Raw genomic sequence first — 16,615 nt, forward strand, 5'->3', positions numbered from 1 at the left:
TGAAACCGTGTGCTTACAAAAAGTCAGAGCCCTCTATATGGGTGATGGCGTGCCTTTTGTAGAATGAACCGGCGAGTTACGTTCCCGTGCAAGGTTAAGGTGAGAAGCCGGAGCCGCAGCGAAAGCGAGTCTGAATAGGGCGAATTATAGTACGTGGACGTAGACCCGAAACTGAGTGATCTACCCCTGTCCAGGGTGAAGGTGCGGTAACACGCACTGGAGGCCCGAACCCACGCATGTTGAAAAATGCGGGGATGAGGTGGGGGTAGCGGAGAAATTCCAATCGAACTCAGAGATAGCTGGTTCTCCCCGAAATAGCTTTAGGGCTAGCCTCGGAGTAGAGAGTCGTGGAGGTAGAGCACTGATTGGGTGCGGGGCCCGCCAAGGGTTACCAAGCTCAGTCAAACTCCGAATGCCATAGACTCATATCCGGGAGTCAGACAGTGAGTGCTAAGATCCATTGTCAAAAGGGAAACAGCCCAGACCATCAGCTAAGGTCCCCAAGTGTGTGTTAAGTGGGAAAGGATGTGGAGTTGCACAGACAACCAGGATGTTGGCTTAGAAGCAGCCACCATTTAAAGAGTGCGTAATAGCTCACTGGTCGAGTGACTCTGCGCCGAAAATGTAACGGGGCTAAACACACCACCGAAGCTATGGCTTGATACATTAGTATCAGGGGTAGGGGAGCGTTGTATATACGTTGAAGGTATACCGTAAGGAGTGCTGGAGAGTATACAAGTGAGAATGCCGGTATAAGTAACGAAAAGATCAGTGAGAATCTGATCCGCCGAAAGCCTAAGGGTTCCTGAGGAAGGCTCGTCCACTCAGGGTAAGTCGGGACCTAAGGCGAGGCCGAAAGGCGTAGTCGAAGGACAACAGGTAGAAATTCCTGTACCACCGTAATCCGTTATGAGTAATGGGGTGACGCAGTAGGGTAGTGACGCGGACTGATGGATGTGTCCGTCTAAGCAGTGAGGCTTGTGTGTAGGCAAATCCGCACACTAAAGGCTGGGCTGTGATGGGGAGCGAAAATTTATAGTAGCGAAGGTCATGATCTCAGACTGCCAAGAAAAGCCTCTAACCAGGAGAAGGTGCCCGTACCGCAAACCGACACAGGTAGGCGAGAAGAGAATTCTAAGGCGCGCGGAAGAACTCTCGTTAAGGAACTCGGCAAAATGACCCCGTAACTTCGGGAGAAGGGGTGCCCCGGTAGTGTGAATAGCACGAGGGGGCCGCAGTGAAAAGGCCCAAGCGACTGTTTAGCAAAAACACAGGTCTGTGCGAAGCCGTAAGGCGAAGTATACGGGCTGACGCCTGCCCGGTGCTGGAAGGTTAAGGGGAGTGGTTAGCAGCAATGCGAAGCTATGAACCGAAGCCCCAGTAAACGGCGGCCGTAACTATAACGGTCCTAAGGTAGCGAAATTCCTTGTCAGGTAAATTCTGACCCGCACGAATGGCGTAACGACTTGGGCGCTGTCTCAACGAGAGATCCGGTGAAATTTTAATACCTGTGAAGATGCAGGTTACCCGCGACAAGACGGAAAGACCCCATGGAGCTTTACTGCAGCTTGATATTGGACTTTGATACGATTTGTACAGGATAGGTGGGAGCCTAAGAAGTAGGAGCGCCAGCTTCTATGGAGGCAATGTTGGGATACCACCCTGATCGTATCGGAGTTCTAACCTAGGACCGTGACCCGGTTCGGGGACAGTGTCAGGTGGGCAGTTTGACTGGGGCGGTCGCCTCCTAAAGTGTAACGGAGGCGCCCAAAGGTTCCCTCAGAATGGTTGGAAATCATTCGAAGAGTGCAAAGGCAAAAGGGAGCTTGACTGCGAGACTGACAAGTCGAGCAGGGACGAAAGTCGGGCTTAGTGATCCGGTGGTACCGCATGGAAGGGCCATCGCTCAACGGATAAAAGCTACCCTGGGGATAACAGGCTTATCTCCCCCAAGAGTCCACATCGACGGGGAGGTTTGGCACCTCGATGTCGGCTCATCGCATCCTGGGGCTGAAGTAGGTCCCAAGGGTTGGGCTGTTCGCCCATTAAAGCGGTACGCGAGCTGGGTTCAGAACGTCGTGAGACAGTTCGGTCCCTATCTGTCGTGGGCGTAGGAAATTTGAGAGGAGCTGTCCTTAGTACGAGAGGACCGGGATGGACGCACCGCTGGTGTACCAGTTGTTCCGCCAGGAGCATAGCTGGGTAGCTACGTGCGGAAGGGATAAGCGCTGAAAGCATCTAAGCGTGAAGCCCCCCTCAAGATGAGATTTCCCAATTAGTAAGACCCCTTGAAGACGACGAGGTTGATAGGCTTGAGGTGGAAGTACAGTAATGTATGGAGCTGACAAGTACTAATCGGTCGAGGGCTTATCCTACATGTTACGAAGATTCATCTTCGCAGACATACGGGTGTACACACACTTACACACAATTTTGTTTCGTATCCGGTTTTCAAGGATTAAACCTTGAACCACGTTTGGTGGCGATGGCGGAGGGGTTCCACACGTACCCATCCCGAACACGACCGTTAAGCCCTCCAGCGCCGATGGTACTTGGACCGCAGGGTCCTGGGAGAGTAGGACGCCGCCAAGCAAAGAACCACTGCCGATTTATGAACTGCACCCCAATTGTTAGACACAACTAACAATTGGGGTGCAGTTTTTATGTCCAAGTATTCTTTAGCAATAAAACTACGGACCGTATTTAGTTACCTAGAAGGCAAAGAAAGTTTTAACTCGCTAGCGGAAGAATTAAGAACGAGTTCAGCCGTCGTAATGAACTGGGTTAAACAATATAAGTATCATGGAGCCGACGCTTTTAAGAAATCCTATACAAGCTATTCTACTCAGTATAAACTAGACGTACTCAATTATATGAACGAAAATGGGACGTCACCTAATGAAACAGCAGCCATATTCAACATATCTGAACCTAGTATGATTCGGAAATGGAGAAGAAGGATAGAGAATGAAGGAATGGACGCCCTCAACTCAAAGAAAAAGGGGCGTCCTATCATGAATAGTGAAAAACAAGGAGCAGCCAAGAAACAGGTGCCAGATGATGGTTCTGTCGAGGCTTTAAAAGCAGAGTTAGAGCGTTTACGCATGGAGAATGCTTACTTAAAAAAGTTGAATGCCTTAGTTCAAAACAAGGAAAAATCACCAAAGAAGACAAAGCACAAGTCGTCTATGAACTAAGGAACGAATTCTCGGTGAAAGCACTCCTGCAGTTGGCAGATGTCCCACGTAGCACGTATTATTACTGGGTAAAGAACATTGGTAGGCCTGACCCAGATGCGAAGCTAAAAGCATTGATTCAAGCGATTTATGATGAACACGAAGGACGTTATGGCTATCGTCGTATTCACGACGAATTGATGAATCGAGGACGTCAGTTAAATCACAAAAAGGTTCAGCGTATCATGCAAGAATTAGGATTGAAGTGCCTGGTACGTATGAAGAAATATCGCTCGTACAAAGGGATGATTGGCAAGATTGCACCCAACATTTTAGAACGTAACTTCCACGCTGAAAAGCCGAATGAGAAATGGGTTACGGATATTTCAGAGTTTAAATTATTCGGAGAAAAGCTATATTTATCTCCAGTACTCGATCTATATAATGGTGAAATTATTACGTATACGATCGGTTCAAGACCGGTCTACTCGCTTGTTTCTACGATGTTAGATCAAGCATTCAGTCGATTAACAGATGTAGATAAGCCCCTTATTCATTCTGACCAAGGTTGGCACTATCAGATGAAACAGTATCGTCATGCCCTTGAAGAACGTGGCATCAAGCAAAGTATGTCCCGTAAAGGTAACTGCTACGACAATGCCGTCATTGAGAACTTCTTTGGCATCATGAAATCTGAACTTCTGTATTTAAAGGAATTTGAAAGTATCGCACATTTTAAACAAGAGCTATCAAAATACATCCATTATTACAACAACAAGCGAATTAAGGCAAAACTAAAAGGCATGAGTCCGGTACAGTACCGAACTCATGCCCAACAAATTGCCTAATAAAATAACCTGTCTAACTTGATCTTACCCCTGTCAAGTAGACATTAATAAAACTGAAGTACATTAAGCAGCCTTAGTTCGGTATTCCACTGGACTAAGGTTGTTTAATTTTTTCTGAAACCTATCATAATTGTAAAACCGTATGTATTCATGAATTGCGGAGATCAATGCTTCCTCTGATTGAAAAGACTGGATATACATACATTCTGCTTTGAAATGTCCAAAGAAACTCTCCATGCAGGCATTGTCCAAACATTTTCCTTTTCTAGACATACTTACTTTCATCTTGTATTGGGTCAGAAGTTTATTGTACAACCTAGAAGTGTATTGATAACCTTGGTCACTATGGAGAAGAACTCCCTCCGTTTTGCGTACACCGCGAGCAAGCTCTACCGTGTCTATGACAAGCTGTAAATCGTTTCTAGTACTTATTTGGTATGAGATGACTTCGTTGTTAAAAAGGTCATAAATGGTGGAAAGATATAAGTTTTTTTGGTTATACGGAATGTAAGTAATATCTGTGACCCACTTTTCATTGGGTTGGGATGCATGAAAATCGCGGTTCAAAATATTGTCTGAAGTTACATAAGTCTCCTTTTTTCCATGAAATCGTTTCTTTCTACGAATCTTAGATTTGATCCCCATTTCTTTCATCAAACGATAGACCCTCTTATGATTAACATGTATGCCATGCGTCTTAAACAACCATGTTTGTATTCGTGGATAACCGAAAATGCCGTGTAAACGTTGATGCACTTCCATGATCTTTTCCTTCAGCTCCTCATCCATAAGTTGCTTTGACGACGGAGTGAGCATTCTTCTTATCCATTTGTAATATCCACTTCTAGATACTTTTGCGATTTCGCACAGTAACGTGATGTTGTATCCAGCAGATACTAATTGATTAACCAGTTCATATTGGGAGACTTTACTTACTCTATTCTTTGCCCCCTTTGTAGCGCCCACAACTTTTTTAAGTACTCATTCTCAGCTCGGAGCCTAACTAACTCCTCTTCCGGACTTAATGGATTTTTGCGGGGTCTTCCCTTAGTCAAACCTTTTGTTTTACCCCGTTTCTCCTCCAGTGCGGATGCCCCTTCTTTTTCATAACGCTTCACCCAACGTCTAACAGATGGTTCAGGTATATTCAGCTCTCTTGCTACTCGTTTATAACCCATTCCAGCTTCTATATACATTTGTACCGCTTTAAGTTTCATCTCGGTGGTATAGCTTTGTAGTATTCTGGCCATAAAAAATCCCCTCCAAATATCAACAATAAACGTCATTCTTTTTACTGTCTACTTAAAGGGGATAATATCAACTTTAGGGGGTCACTTCATTTATCGGTGGTGGTTTTTATTTATTTGAATTTAACTCGAAAAGCATGATGAAGAGTAATAGTACGGGGCGATCAATGTAAGTTATAAGTAAATAATTGAACTTGTGCGGGAACGTTAATTCAAGAACAGGCTATGTTGATAGAGGGAGGAGGACTTATATGCCTGTGAAACCTTCCATGTCATGTCCATATATCGCAAGAAAAATAATTTGATGCGAAGAAAAAAATAAATTTAGGACCTATCAAAAGGAATGTAACCTTTTTGTTACCGACGGAATGGAGACTACCGTTATAATTAAGTGTGGTAATAAAAAATAGGCAATTTAGCCTATTCACATCTATTCCGGTATATCAATTATATGAATTTAATTATAATAGATTTTTATAGCATATAAGCTGGTAAGGAGGAATGTGTCATGTGGAGAAGAGGAAAGTCTTCCTTATACTTCATAGGAGTAGTCTTGATGATGACCATAATCATCTCAGGCTGTACGTCTTCCGAGCCTTCTTGGTCGACTTTTGTAGGTGCGGCGGTGGAGAAAAGTTACCCTGTCCCCAAAGAAGCTAATAGAACAGATGCCGTACTTAACAACTCTAAGATGGACTATGTCCACTATTCATTCCCAGGGCTTCGTGAAGATGACGGGGTACCAGAACCTTACGAGAAAGCAATTTCGGAGTGGGGATGGGTTGAAAGGGTGGAAGAGAATACGGGCACGACAACGGTGTACGAGAAGGGCAAGTTGATTGTTCAATTAACGATTCATGATGATTCTTTTACCGTATTGGTACCGAAGACAGATGAGAAAGTGGTTATACAAGGAATAGAGAGTAGCCCCTAGTATCTGTAGCTTGGATACGGACAAGATAGAGTTGAGAAGTAGAACATATGGAGTAAAGCCAAAAGACCTGTTGCCTGCGTTTATGCAGAGAACAGGTCTTATAAAATATAGGGCTAGTAAAGTTTTATTATTGTTTGTAGTAGGAGAGGTCTTGTTCATTGAATTTTAACATACCATCTTTGGGCTGGTCTCTTAGACCGATTAGAGCAAATAGTCTTGGAGTCATGAGCCAAAGGTACCAGAAAAAAAGTGAGAAAGTAAAGGATACTGGAGACCAAGGAATTAGGATAGCTATAATACAGAAACCCATCCAGGCAGAATGATAATGTACCCGGCGAAAAACAGCATAACTAATGAATTGATCCGGCATATATCCGATCCAAGGAAGATGTAAGGAGAATTTCCATCGTTTACGATTGACCTGGCTTACAACAATCAGAACGGATCTTGAAATGACATATTGAATCCATAAAGCCACTGGAATAGAGAGTATAAAGAAAAAGATGCTAGTCCAAGAGATAAATAGCATTTCGGCTGCTAACCAAATAAAAGGGATGGTTAGATAACTCATGATTAGGGCCTTAGGGAACAACAGTTTTTTAAGAAGTCGATACTGATAAAATGTTGCATTGGTTACTGTGTCCTCAGGCATGATCACATAACCCTCCTTTAATACATGATAGCTTTCCAAAGAAATACATGTCTTTCTTAATATATCGGATAAAAGAAAGAATATTTAAGATTTTATACTGTACAAACACCGTAAGAAGATAAACGGCATATATATAAAGCAGGAACGGGACTATGAAAGGGTTTAAATTGATAGAAACTGTGCCATACTGATAGTAAAACGGAACAAGGTGGGATCGTTCATGAATGAACTTATCGAAGACACCTGTATCATATGCGGGGAGCTTAAAACGGAAGGGATTCATATCGTATCCGAATTTATATGTGATGCTTGTGAATCCGAGATGGTGCATACGGAAGTACAGGAGGACAAATATCATTTCTTTATTCATCAATTAAGACAGATTTGGGTACAGAAGAATGCATAATTGAACTATTAAATAATCTAATACCCTCGTAAATTAGGGGTAGGTATAGTAATTAAAACATAGACTCCACTTTGTGGGGTTATTTTGTTGCTCTCATAGTGATGTAAGCGGTAAGATAAAGGCATAGTATCGTTTTATTTTTGATGTTATAGGGTAAAATAGACAATCCGGAAGGACTTAGATAGAAATGTTAGATAGTAAAGAATCTGCTCCATTATATGAAGCATTACTTCGGTATAAGAAAAGTGAAGATGTTTCCTTTCATGTGCCGGGACATAAGGATGGACAAGCCTATCGATCATTGCAAATGGGTGGAGAGCCATTAACACAAGTGATGGATATCGATATTACAGAAATAACCGGAAGTGATGATTTACATCATCCTGAGGGCGTGATTTTGGAGGCACAACAAAGGGCAGCCAGTTATTTCGGAGCTGATCAAACTTTTTTTCTCGTTGGAGGTAGCACAGCAGGAAATTTGGCACTTATTCTAAGCGTATGTACTAGACCAGGAGATGTCCTACTTGTACAGCGGAATGTACACAAGTCGGTTATTCACGGACTAATGCTAGCTAATGCTAATGCGGTGTTCCTTGCACCACAGATACATGCGGAGAGTGGGTTAGCCACTATACCGGCTCAAGATACAGTCCGTGAAGCCCTACGCAGGCATCCTAACGCAAAAGGAGTACTAGTGACGCATCCGAACTACTATGGGATGGGTACTTCACTTAAGCCACTAGCAGAGCTTTGCCACAACAGCGGTGTGCCATTGCTGGTTGATGAGGCACATGGCGCCCATTTCGGGCTGCATCCGAAGTTGCCGGAGAATGCGCTGGAAGCAGGCGCAGATGGTGTCGTCCAATCAACACATAAGATGTTGACGGCCCTCACTATGGGCGCGATGCTGCATGTACAAGGCGACTTACTGGATCGCAGGCTATTGGCTCAGCGGCTTGCTATGATCCAGAGTTCAAGCCCGTCGTATCCCATTATGGCATCGCTCGACTTGAGTCGTAGTTTGCTGCAGACGAAGGGTCCGGTTATTTTTGAAGAGGGATTAGCCGCATTTCAGACTATTCGTAATGGAATAGCAAACCTTTCACGCTTTGATGTGCTCAAAGTAAACGCTAGTGATACGAATGCTGCATATGATATACAAGATCCTTTTAAAGTGGTATTGTATGACACTTCTGGCCAGTGGAGTGGATATGAGTTGCAGGAAAAGTTAGAGGCAGCAGGATGTATTCCTGAGATGAGTGATGATCGTTATGTCGTGTTAGCGCTAAGTCAGGGAACGACATATAAAGACACTGTACGCTTGCTTCTTACTTTGGAAAATATGGATAAAGTCGGATATATTAGGGAAAACACTCGGTTTTCCACGTGGAACATCGCTCAGGAGGATGAAGTGTCATCCCCTATATTATTCAACTTAACTCCGATTTCTGAGGAGATGACAGAAGCCGTCTCTATCGAACAAAGCGTAGGGCGACAAGCAGCAGAGATGATTATTCCCTACCCACCGGGTATTCCGCTTTTATATCCAGGGGAAATGGTCTCTAAGGAAACCATGGTTCGTTTAGTTGGGCTCAGAGAGGCCAAAGCAAAGTGCCAGGGAGCGGAGGATCCACTGCTCAGAGCGATCAGAGTCAGGAAAGTTAAAGAAGGAAGCAGGGGAAAGGTATGAAGGGCAGAGGATTATTCATTACACTAGAAGGCGGAGAAGGATCTGGAAAGACGACAGTCATCGAGGAATTAGGCCGTGCCTTAGAACAACGAGGGGTTCCATATGTTATAACTCGTGAGCCAGGTGGAATTGAGATTGCAGAGAAAATCCGCGGTATTATTCTTGATCCCATGCATACGGCTATGGAAGGACGCACAGAGGCATTATTGTACGCAGCTGCAAGACGACAGCATTTAGTCGAGAAGGTGGAGCCTGCACTTGAGCGAGGAATGGTCGTGTTGTGTGATAGGTTTATTGATAGCAGTCTCGCATATCAAGGGTATGCACGGGGATTAGGCGTGCAGGAAGTGCTTACGATAAACAGCTTTGCGACTAACGGAAGATTTCCTGATCATACCTTTTATATGGATATTGATCCGGAGCAGGGTTTGTCTAGAATTGCAGCAGGACAGGGTAGAGAAGTGAATCGTTTGGATTTAGAGAGTATTGAGTTCCACCAGAAGGTGAGAGAAGGTTATTTAATCGTGGCGGACATGTATCCGCAGAGAATTACGACAATTGATGCTTCCCGAGCAAAAAAAGAGGTAGCAGCGGAGATAAATAATTGTCTTTCCGCACTTTTGAAGGATTATTTGATATAATTGTCAAATAATAAGGTGAGTTATATTTTATGATACCGAGGAGGGGCTGTATATGAAACTCATAATTGCGATCATTCAGGATAAAGATAGCAACCGTTTATCCAGCGCACTAGTGAAGGAAAATTTTCGGGCAACCAAATTGGCTAGTACCGGCGGCTTTCTAAGGGCGGGTAACACAACGTTTATGATTGGTGTCGACGATAATCAGATAGAATCAGTAATGAATGTCATTCGCAATAGTTGCAAAATCCGTGAGCAGTTAGTTACGCCTGTGACACCAATGAGTGGAACGACGGATTCATATCTGCCACTTCCTGTAGAGGTTCAGGTTGGTGGAGCTACTGTATTTGTACTTCCAGTTGACCGGTTTGAACATTTTTAAGTTAGTTACAACAGAGGTCCAATTTGAAATATTCTAAGTTAGGCAGTGATTGTAGTGAAAATAGAGCCTGGATTCAGACCGCTCAAAAACGGACTGGGAGTAACCGACAGTTCTGCTAAACCAGTTCAGACGAAGAGTTTCTCCGATGTCATACAGCAACAGGGAGCACAAGCCTCTCAGCAGGAGCTTGATCGGAGGTTCAAGGAAATTCAGTCACAAGGAGATCGTCTCGCGCGGTCCATGACCATCAGAGAATTGAAAGCGTATCGTCTTCTTGTTAAAAGATTTCTGGAGGATACGGTTCGGCGGGGCGTAAGTATGAAGGAATCCAGGGGATGGGACCGCCGTGGACGAGGTAAACGATATAAATTAATAGATGAGGTCGATGCCGCATTACTCGCGATGGCCGATGAGTTGTTAGAAACAGAGCAAGGAAAAATTGATTTACTGCAGAAAATAGGCGAGATTCGCGGTATTTTAATTAATTTTAGTTTCTAGAAGTGAGTTTACCATCTCACTTCTAGGTTTTTTTGCAGGGAGGTAAGAGAGCAATCATGTCGTTTGATGAAATATTAGGTCAAGATGCTGCGAAACAGTTGCTCATGAGTGGACTTCGTCGAGGTCAAATATCTCATGCATATATATTCAGTGGACCGCCGGGAAGTGGACAAAAGGAAATGGCGCTGACTTTTGCACAAGCGCTGTTCTGTACTCAGCGAAACGGTGAGAATCCTTGTGGAGAATGTTTGGAATGCCGCAAAGTAAAACATGGTAATCATCCCGACCTTCACCAAGTTGCTCCAGACGGTTCCACGATTAAGATTGACCAAATCCGTGACCTGCAGCGAATATTTTCCTATCGCTCGGAGAGTGGGAATTATAAAGTATATATTATTGATGAAGCTGAAAAAATGTCAGTGCAGGCAGCGAATAGCCTACTAAAGTTTCTTGAAGAACCACCTTCCCCGGCCGTAGCGATCTTATTGTCTGACAACGGACGAGCCCTACTTTCAACGATTCAATCTAGGGCACAATGGGTTCCATTTACCCCTCTAGACCCAGATCGGATGCTCCAAATTTTGTCGGACGAGGGAATTCCACGGATACTAGCAGGGTGCGCTGTGCATTTGGCGGCAGGGCTCGGACCATGCCGAGATCTACTTGGACAGAATTGGTTTGCAGAAATTAGAAACGTAGTGTTACAATTAGGGAAGGAGACCATCAGCCGTAGTGGTTCTCCATTAATTACAGCTCAGCAAAGCGTGTTCAAAGCAGGTCTAGGTGAGCACCTAGATATGTTGTTTAACCTTTTCCATTTGTGGTTCAAAGATATGGTTCATGCGCTCTATCATAAACATGACCGAATTATATTTATAGATGAACTGGATTTTATAGTTAAGTACTCGTCGTCTCGTAGTGCAGATCAGTGGATTGATGCTATGGCATTGGCCGCGGAGAGCAAGAAGAAATTACGGTATAATATGAATGCCCAGCTTTGTCTTGAAAGTTTCCTCATTGGTATTGAAGGTCAACATTAAGTAGAGAGCAGTACGCGCATACTAGATAAACAAACTTTCTCCCGTGAAAGAGCAGGGACTTCCATTAAAAAGCTTCATCAAGTTGTTTATTGGCTATACGAGGGGGTAAGTTTTTGTATACTGTAGTGGGTGTCCGTTTTAAAAAGGCGGGCAAAATATATTACTTCGATCCACTGGAACTTCCAGTTGAGAAAGAACAGAGCGTTATTGTTGAAACAGCAAGAGGGATCGAATACGGCAAAGTAGTGATCGGGAAGAAACAGGTTGGAGAATCCGATGTCGTTCTTCCACTGAAGAAGGTCATCCGAATTGCTGATGAATCTGACGCCTGTGTAGTTGATGAGAATAAGCTTGCGGCAAAGAATGCATTTGCCACATGTTTAAATAAAATCAAGGATCATGATTTGAAAATGAAATTGGTCGATGTAGAATTTACATTTGACCGTAATAAGATCATTTTCTATTTCACTGCTGAAGGTCGGGTTGACTTCCGCGAATTGGTCAAGGATTTAGCTAGCATTTTCCGCACTCGAATCGAACTCAGACAAATTGGGGTAAGAGATGAGGCTAAGATGCTGGGTGGTATTGGTCCGTGTGGACGCGTATTATGTTGTTCTTCTTGGCTTGGTGATTTCGAGCCCGTCTCAATTAAGATGGCTAAAGATCAGAGTTTGTCACTCAATCCAACTAAGATATCTGGATTGTGTGGACGCCTTATGTGTTGTTTGAAATTTGAACATGATAATTACGAAAGCGTGAAGGAAGAGCTTCCTTCCGTTGGTAAAGTAGTTGTTACCTCTTTGGGGGATGGTAAAGTCGTCGGTCTGAATGCGGGTTCTCGTACCGTTCATGTACAATTATTTGAAGTGGGCAAGGTTAAAGAATTGCCTTTGGATGATGTTGTTGTTAAGTAAAGTAACACATATTTTCAAGATAGACTTTAGAGATGACTCTGGGGTGGGAACTTGAAGAACAAAGATATTTTTACTCATATGCAAGCTGTAGAAACACAAATGGGAGATATACATGGTGATTTGGGCACGCTCAAACTTGAAGTGAAGAAACTGGTAGAAGAAAACCAGCGACTTCTTGTAGAGAACGAGCAGTTGCGCAAAATATTAAAGCGGGAGAGCACTGAAGGCCGCTTAACTTTGACCTCTGCGGATAAGGCTTCTAATCCTCTACTTGAGGGTAAGGAAATCATCGACATGGTGGGAGAAGGTTACGATAATCTGGCGCGTCTCTATCATGAAGGCTTTCATATTTGCAATGTGTATTACGGGCATTTACGAACGGAAGGCGATTGTCTCTTCTGTCTCTCTTTTTTGAATAAATAACAAGCCGTAGGGATAAGTCCTACGGTTTTTTTAAATATAAGGGAAGTATAGGTCAGCTCATACTTTGCTTATGAACTCAATTTCTATAATTTAAAAGAATGGAAGATCAGATAGATGAACAAAGTGCCTATACATGAACAAGAACGAGTAGATGATCTACTTACTCATCAATTACAGATCATTCAGAGTGACGAAGTGTTTAGCTTCTCGATGGACGCTGTCTTACTAGCTCGCTTTGCATCCGTACCTAAGTATGGAAAGATTCTGGACCTGTGTACCGGAAACGGGGTAGTTCCCATCTTGCTATCGACACGGAGTGAAGCTAATATCGAGGGTATTGAAATTCAGCCTAGATTAGCAGATATGGCCAGACGAAGTGTGGAAATGAACGGCCTACAGGACAAGATTTTTATTCGCGAAGGTGATTTACGGGAACTAGTGAAGGAAACTGGTCATGGAGTATATGATGCTATCACGGTAAATCCACCGTATATGCCGCTTACCGGGGGGGACATCAAGCTGAACTCCCACCAAGCGATCGCCAGACATGAGATCCATTGTAGCTTGGAGGATGTGATATCCGCCGCCACGAAACTAGTTAGAAATGGCGGGAAAGTAAACATGGTGCATAAACCGCAGCGGCTCGGCGAAATTATTACTTTGCTTAGGCAATATAAGTTAGAACCGAAAGTTATTCGATTTGTACACCCAAGATCGGGAATGGAATCTAATATTGTGTTAATTGAAGCGATAAAGGATGGTAAACCCGATATGAGAATTTTACCTCCGCTGATCGTTTACAAGGAGAACGGGGAATACTGTGAAGAAATCATGGACATTTATTACGGATCAGAAGAGGGAAAAGTATGAGTATACAAGTTCAGAAAAGTTTTGTAGAAAAACCGGATGCAAAACCATGCGGGAAGTTGTATCTCGTTGCTACGCCAATTGGTAATTTAGAGGATATGACGTTCCGAGCTATTCGGACTTTGCGAGAGGTTGATATTATTGCTGCTGAGGATACACGCCAGACACGGAAGCTACTGACTCATTATGAGATTACAACGGGAAAATTACTGAGTTATCACGAACATAATAAGGCAGCGAGTGGTCCTGAATTAATTCGCCTTATAATAGAAGGAAATAATTTGGCACTCGTGAGTGATGCCGGTTTACCAGCCATTTCAGACCCTGGTAGCGACCTCGTAAAATTGGCGTTAGAACAGCATATATCCGTCATTCCGATACCTGGGGCAAACGCCGCTTTATCAGCACTTATCGTTTCGGGATTATCCACCCAAAGATTTCAATTTCTCGGATTTCTACCCCGTGATAATAAGGAGCGTGAGAATCTACTGAAGAGTCTTCAAGATGAGGAAGGGACTTTGTTGCTGTATGAATCACCCCATAGAGTGCTCAAGACACTGGAGTCGATCCATGAGGCTTGGGGAGACCGCAAAATTGTACTAGCTAGAGAATTGACCAAGCGTTATGAGGAGATGGCCAGGGGGCTGATCAGCGAATGCCAAGCTTGGTTGCAAGAGCATCCACCGCTTGGTGAGTATTGTATTGTTATAGACGGAGCGAATCCCGAAGATGTTAAACAGAGACGAGATGCATGGTGGCAAACATTGTCAGTAGAAGAACATGTTGTTCATTATGAGGAGCAAGAGGGAATTTCGCGTAAAGATGCGATGAAAAAAGCTGCGGGAGATCGAGGAGTCTCAAAAAGAGATATTTACCAACTGCTATTATAGAGGTAAGGACAAAAAAAGTGATCCCTACTAGTAGGAGTAATCCTACTAGAGGGACCAAGGAGATATGAAAAAGGTTAGAATTAACAGTTTCAATAAATCTATTATATACTATAATTCCTAGTTTGTCACAGGGGCAGGAATTTCAGAAATACATTCGTGACAAACGATCTTACCTTTGAAGTAAATAACGTTCTCAGCGTTGCCGCAGAAGATACAAGCAGGTTCATATTTCTTCAACATGATCCGCTCTCCGTCTACATAAATTTCCAGTGCATCTTTTTCGCCAATACCGAGTGTACGGCGTAATTCAATCGGAATAACAACCCGACCTAATTCATCTACTTTTCTTACAATTCCAGTTGATTTCATCATAACTGATGATAACCCCTTCCGCTATAATTTAAATATGTCATAGTTCGACAAACTTCTATCTTTTATGATATTTATAATACCAACCATTGCCAAAATAGTCAACCTATTAATGGAATATTTCTTTTAATTCTCCATATTTGCGCTTTGCAGGGTCTGTTTTTCCTATAAATCCAGTAAAAATAAGTGCTTTCCAACATTCGACATATTGGAAATCAACACTTCGTCGTTATTCGACATAATTCGACATTTTATGTCGATATAAGGCATAATTCTGCTAAATATTTTTAAGAATTAGATATGAAAAAATATGAGATAAGGAGTGTTAGCCATGCATCGCCAATTACGTGAAGAAAAGGTGTTCAAAGATCCGGTACACAACTATATACATGTGCAGGATGAAATTATCTGGTCTCTCATTAATACTACGGAATTTCAACGTCTCCGTCGCATCAGGCAGCTTGGCACATCTTACTTAACATTTCATGGTGCAGAGCACAGCCGATTCTCTCATTCTCTAGGTGTATATGAAATTACTCGTCGAATCATCTCGCAGTTTGAACAGGGTAAGTACCCTGATTGGCCAAGGGATGAGCGATTGGTTGCTCTTTGTGCGGCATTGCTCCATGATCTTGGGCACGGTCCCTTTTCTCATTCTATAGAACAGGCATTTCAAATGGACCATGAGGATTGGACTTGTAAAATATTGCTCGGAGATAGTGAGGTTGCTTCAGTATTAAGAAGATTGGGTGATGATTTCCCGGCCAAAGTGGCATCCGTCATTCGTAAAGATTATGACAAACCGATCGTTGTTAACTTGGTCTCAAGCCCGCTTGATGCGGATCGAATGGATTATTTGCTCAGGGACGCTTATTTTACGGGTGTAAATTATGGCACCATTGATATGGACCGAATATTACGGATGCTCCGGCCATTTCAAGGTAGGGTTGTTGTGAAGGAATCAGGAATGCATGCGGTGGAAGATTATTTGATGTCCCGTTACCAGATGTATTGGCAGGTTTATTTTCATCCCGTTACCCGTAGTTCAGAGATCATCCTAAGGCAAATTCTTCGCCGAGCTAAGGAATTGTATAAGAGTGGGCATTCCTTCGCTTTTTTACCTGATCCATTGCCAGGCCTATTCAAACGTGAATTAACTGTGCAGGAGTATCTACTATTAGATGAGGCGCTCATTCAAACTGCATTTATGCAATGGAGAAATGAGAAGGATGATTTACTTAGTGATCTTTGTTCCCGATTTATGGACCGTAAATTGTATAAATATGTAGAAACTGAATCCCTTGATAAGGAAATGATAGAAGAAATACGGCACGCTTTTGCAAAAGTGGGACTTAACCCAGATTACGACTTGGAAATTGATTTTCCCACTGATCTGCCGTATGATGTTTTTCGACCTGACGGGAAATTTAGGGAGAAACAAATACTACTCTTGGATCGTCAAGATCAGTTGCGAGAAATTTCTGAGGTATCGGATATTGTTCGGTCAATCAGTGGACTTCATCGGGGTAAATTTCATTTGTACTTTCCGGATAATAAATTGACCCCTGTGTTAGATAAGCTTCCCCAGGAAATTGCGGATTTGTTTCAATTACAGACATAATTAGGAGGATTAGCAGA

At 43.1% G+C, this 16,615-nt stretch carries 17 protein-coding genes and 2 rRNA genes (1 of these 19 only partly in view); 15 read left to right on the plus strand and 4 right to left on the minus strand.

Annotated elements, in window-relative coordinates; genetic code table 11:
• The 3 genes from NST85_RS00070 to NST85_RS00080 form a co-directional block, all read left to right on the plus strand.
• A 23S ribosomal RNA gene (locus NST85_RS00070) occupies positions 1–2,375 on the plus strand (it extends 557 nt beyond the left edge of the window).
• Positions 2,376–2,475: 100 nt separating this feature from the next.
• Positions 2,476–2,592, plus strand: a 5S ribosomal RNA gene (rrf, locus tag NST85_RS00075).
• Between the two features lie 71 nt (positions 2,593–2,663).
• Positions 2,664–4,024 (plus strand): IS3 family transposase gene (locus NST85_RS00080; protein WP_127195313.1). Its coding sequence is split into 2 segments (ribosomal slippage): positions 2,664–3,120 and positions 3,120–4,024, totalling 1,362 coding nucleotides; the frame shifts between segments, so codons are not numbered across the junction.
• 63 nt (positions 4,025–4,087) lie between these two features.
• On the opposite strand, the gene NST85_RS00085 is transcribed toward NST85_RS00080, so the two are convergent.
• A complete protein-coding gene (locus NST85_RS00085) occupies positions 4,088–4,990 on the minus strand; it encodes an IS3 family transposase (protein WP_127195318.1) in 903 nt (300 codons plus the stop codon).
• A complete protein-coding gene (locus NST85_RS00090; protein ID WP_127195317.1) occupies positions 4,957–5,274 on the minus strand; it encodes a helix-turn-helix domain-containing protein in 318 nt (105 codons plus the stop codon). The genes NST85_RS00085 and NST85_RS00090 overlap by 34 nt, the downstream gene beginning before the upstream one ends.
• A 505-nt stretch (positions 5,275–5,779) precedes the next feature.
• On the opposite strand from NST85_RS00090, the gene NST85_RS00095 reads away from it, so the two are divergent.
• On the plus strand, positions 5,780–6,205 hold the full coding sequence (locus tag NST85_RS00095; protein ID WP_341188226.1) for a hypothetical protein: 426 nt from the start codon (positions 5,780–5,782) through the stop codon (positions 6,203–6,205).
• A gap of 127 nt (positions 6,206–6,332) precedes the next feature.
• Here the strand turns inward: NST85_RS00095 and NST85_RS00100 are convergent, their stop codons facing one another.
• Positions 6,333–6,857 carry a hypothetical protein gene (locus NST85_RS00100; protein ID WP_127194255.1) on the minus strand — a complete coding sequence of 175 codons (525 nt, stop codon included), beginning with the start codon at positions 6,855–6,857 and terminating at the stop codon, positions 6,333–6,335.
• 220 nt (positions 6,858–7,077) lie between these two features.
• Here NST85_RS00100 and NST85_RS00105 point away from each other — a divergent pair, with 220 nt between their 5' ends.
• From NST85_RS00105 to rsmI, 10 genes are all read left to right on the plus strand, one after another.
• The gene (locus tag NST85_RS00105; RefSeq protein WP_127194254.1) at positions 7,078–7,263 is read left to right on the plus strand and encodes a sigma factor G inhibitor Gin; all 186 of its coding nucleotides are present in this window, start codon (positions 7,078–7,080) and stop codon (positions 7,261–7,263) included.
• Between the two features lie 187 nt (positions 7,264–7,450).
• Positions 7,451–8,953, plus strand: a complete 1,503-nt coding sequence (locus NST85_RS00110) for an aminotransferase class I/II-fold pyridoxal phosphate-dependent enzyme (protein WP_127194253.1) — start codon at positions 7,451–7,453, stop codon at positions 8,951–8,953.
• Positions 8,950–9,594, plus strand: a complete 645-nt coding sequence (gene tmk / locus NST85_RS00115) for a dTMP kinase (RefSeq protein WP_127194252.1) — start codon at positions 8,950–8,952, stop codon at positions 9,592–9,594. The genes NST85_RS00110 and tmk overlap by 4 nt, the downstream gene beginning before the upstream one ends.
• Positions 9,595–9,646: 52 nt before the next feature.
• Positions 9,647–9,976, plus strand: a complete 330-nt coding sequence (locus NST85_RS00120; RefSeq protein ID WP_127194251.1) for a cyclic-di-AMP receptor — start codon at positions 9,647–9,649, stop codon at positions 9,974–9,976.
• 54 nt (positions 9,977–10,030) lie between these two features.
• Positions 10,031–10,474, plus strand: coding sequence for a YaaR family protein (locus NST85_RS00125; RefSeq protein WP_127194250.1), 444 nt, complete (start codon positions 10,031–10,033; stop codon positions 10,472–10,474).
• Positions 10,475–10,530: 56 nt separating this feature from the next.
• On the plus strand, positions 10,531–11,514 hold the full coding sequence (gene holB / locus NST85_RS00130) for a DNA polymerase III subunit delta' (RefSeq protein WP_127194249.1): 984 nt from the start codon (positions 10,531–10,533) through the stop codon (positions 11,512–11,514).
• A 113-nt stretch (positions 11,515–11,627) separates the two neighbouring features.
• Positions 11,628–12,428 (plus strand): PSP1 domain-containing protein, encoded by an 801-nt coding sequence (locus NST85_RS00135; protein ID WP_127194248.1) that lies wholly within the window; start codon positions 11,628–11,630, stop codon positions 12,426–12,428.
• A 51-nt stretch (positions 12,429–12,479) separates the two neighbouring features.
• The gene (gene yabA / locus NST85_RS00140) at positions 12,480–12,851 is read left to right on the plus strand and encodes a DNA replication initiation control protein YabA (RefSeq protein WP_127194247.1); all 372 of its coding nucleotides are present in this window, start codon (positions 12,480–12,482) and stop codon (positions 12,849–12,851) included.
• Between the two features lie 114 nt (positions 12,852–12,965).
• Positions 12,966–13,721, plus strand: coding sequence for a tRNA1(Val) (adenine(37)-N6)-methyltransferase (locus NST85_RS00145; RefSeq protein ID WP_127194246.1), 756 nt, complete (start codon positions 12,966–12,968; stop codon positions 13,719–13,721).
• Positions 13,718–14,608, plus strand: coding sequence for a 16S rRNA (cytidine(1402)-2'-O)-methyltransferase (rsmI, locus tag NST85_RS00150; RefSeq protein ID WP_127194245.1), 891 nt, complete (start codon positions 13,718–13,720; stop codon positions 14,606–14,608). Before NST85_RS00145 ends, rsmI begins: the two co-directional genes overlap by 4 nt.
• A gap of 117 nt (positions 14,609–14,725) precedes the next feature.
• Here the strand turns inward: rsmI and NST85_RS00155 are convergent, their stop codons facing one another.
• Positions 14,726–14,980 (minus strand): AbrB/MazE/SpoVT family DNA-binding domain-containing protein, encoded by a 255-nt coding sequence (locus tag NST85_RS00155; RefSeq protein ID WP_127194244.1) that lies wholly within the window; start codon positions 14,978–14,980, stop codon positions 14,726–14,728.
• Between the two features lie 328 nt (positions 14,981–15,308).
• Between NST85_RS00155 and NST85_RS00160 the strand changes: the two genes are divergently transcribed.
• A complete protein-coding gene (locus tag NST85_RS00160; protein ID WP_127194243.1) occupies positions 15,309–16,598 on the plus strand; it encodes an HD domain-containing protein in 1,290 nt (429 codons plus the stop codon).
• Positions 16,599–16,615 lie beyond the last annotated feature (17 nt).

Source organism: Paenibacillus sp. FSL K6-2524, from assembly GCF_038005525.1.
In the GTDB taxonomy this organism is placed as follows: domain Bacteria; phylum Bacillota; class Bacilli; order Paenibacillales; family Paenibacillaceae; genus Fontibacillus; species Fontibacillus anaericanus.

Coding starts and splice junctions, on each gene's coding strand:
- rsmI (WP_127194245.1), top strand. CDS start 13,718: ATGAGTATACAAGTTCAGAAAAGTTTTGTAGAAAAACCGGATGCAAAA.
- NST85_RS00110 (WP_127194253.1), top strand. CDS start 7,451: ATGTTAGATAGTAAAGAATCTGCTCCATTATATGAAGCATTACTTCGG.
- NST85_RS00090 (WP_127195317.1), bottom strand. CDS start 5,274: ATGGCCAGAATACTACAAAGCTATACCACCGAGATGAAACTTAAAGCG.
- NST85_RS00105 (WP_127194254.1), top strand. CDS start 7,078: ATGAATGAACTTATCGAAGACACCTGTATCATATGCGGGGAGCTTAAA.
- NST85_RS00100 (WP_127194255.1), bottom strand. CDS start 6,857: ATGCCTGAGGACACAGTAACCAATGCAACATTTTATCAGTATCGACTT.
- tmk (WP_127194252.1), top strand. CDS start 8,950: ATGAAGGGCAGAGGATTATTCATTACACTAGAAGGCGGAGAAGGATCT.
- holB (WP_127194249.1), top strand. CDS start 10,531: ATGTCGTTTGATGAAATATTAGGTCAAGATGCTGCGAAACAGTTGCTC.
- NST85_RS00095 (WP_341188226.1), top strand. CDS start 5,780: ATGTGGAGAAGAGGAAAGTCTTCCTTATACTTCATAGGAGTAGTCTTG.
- NST85_RS00145 (WP_127194246.1), top strand. CDS start 12,966: ATGAACAAAGTGCCTATACATGAACAAGAACGAGTAGATGATCTACTT.
- NST85_RS00155 (WP_127194244.1), bottom strand. CDS start 14,980: ATGATGAAATCAACTGGAATTGTAAGAAAAGTAGATGAATTAGGTCGG.
- NST85_RS00120 (WP_127194251.1), top strand. CDS start 9,647: ATGAAACTCATAATTGCGATCATTCAGGATAAAGATAGCAACCGTTTA.
- NST85_RS00160 (WP_127194243.1), top strand. CDS start 15,309: ATGCATCGCCAATTACGTGAAGAAAAGGTGTTCAAAGATCCGGTACAC.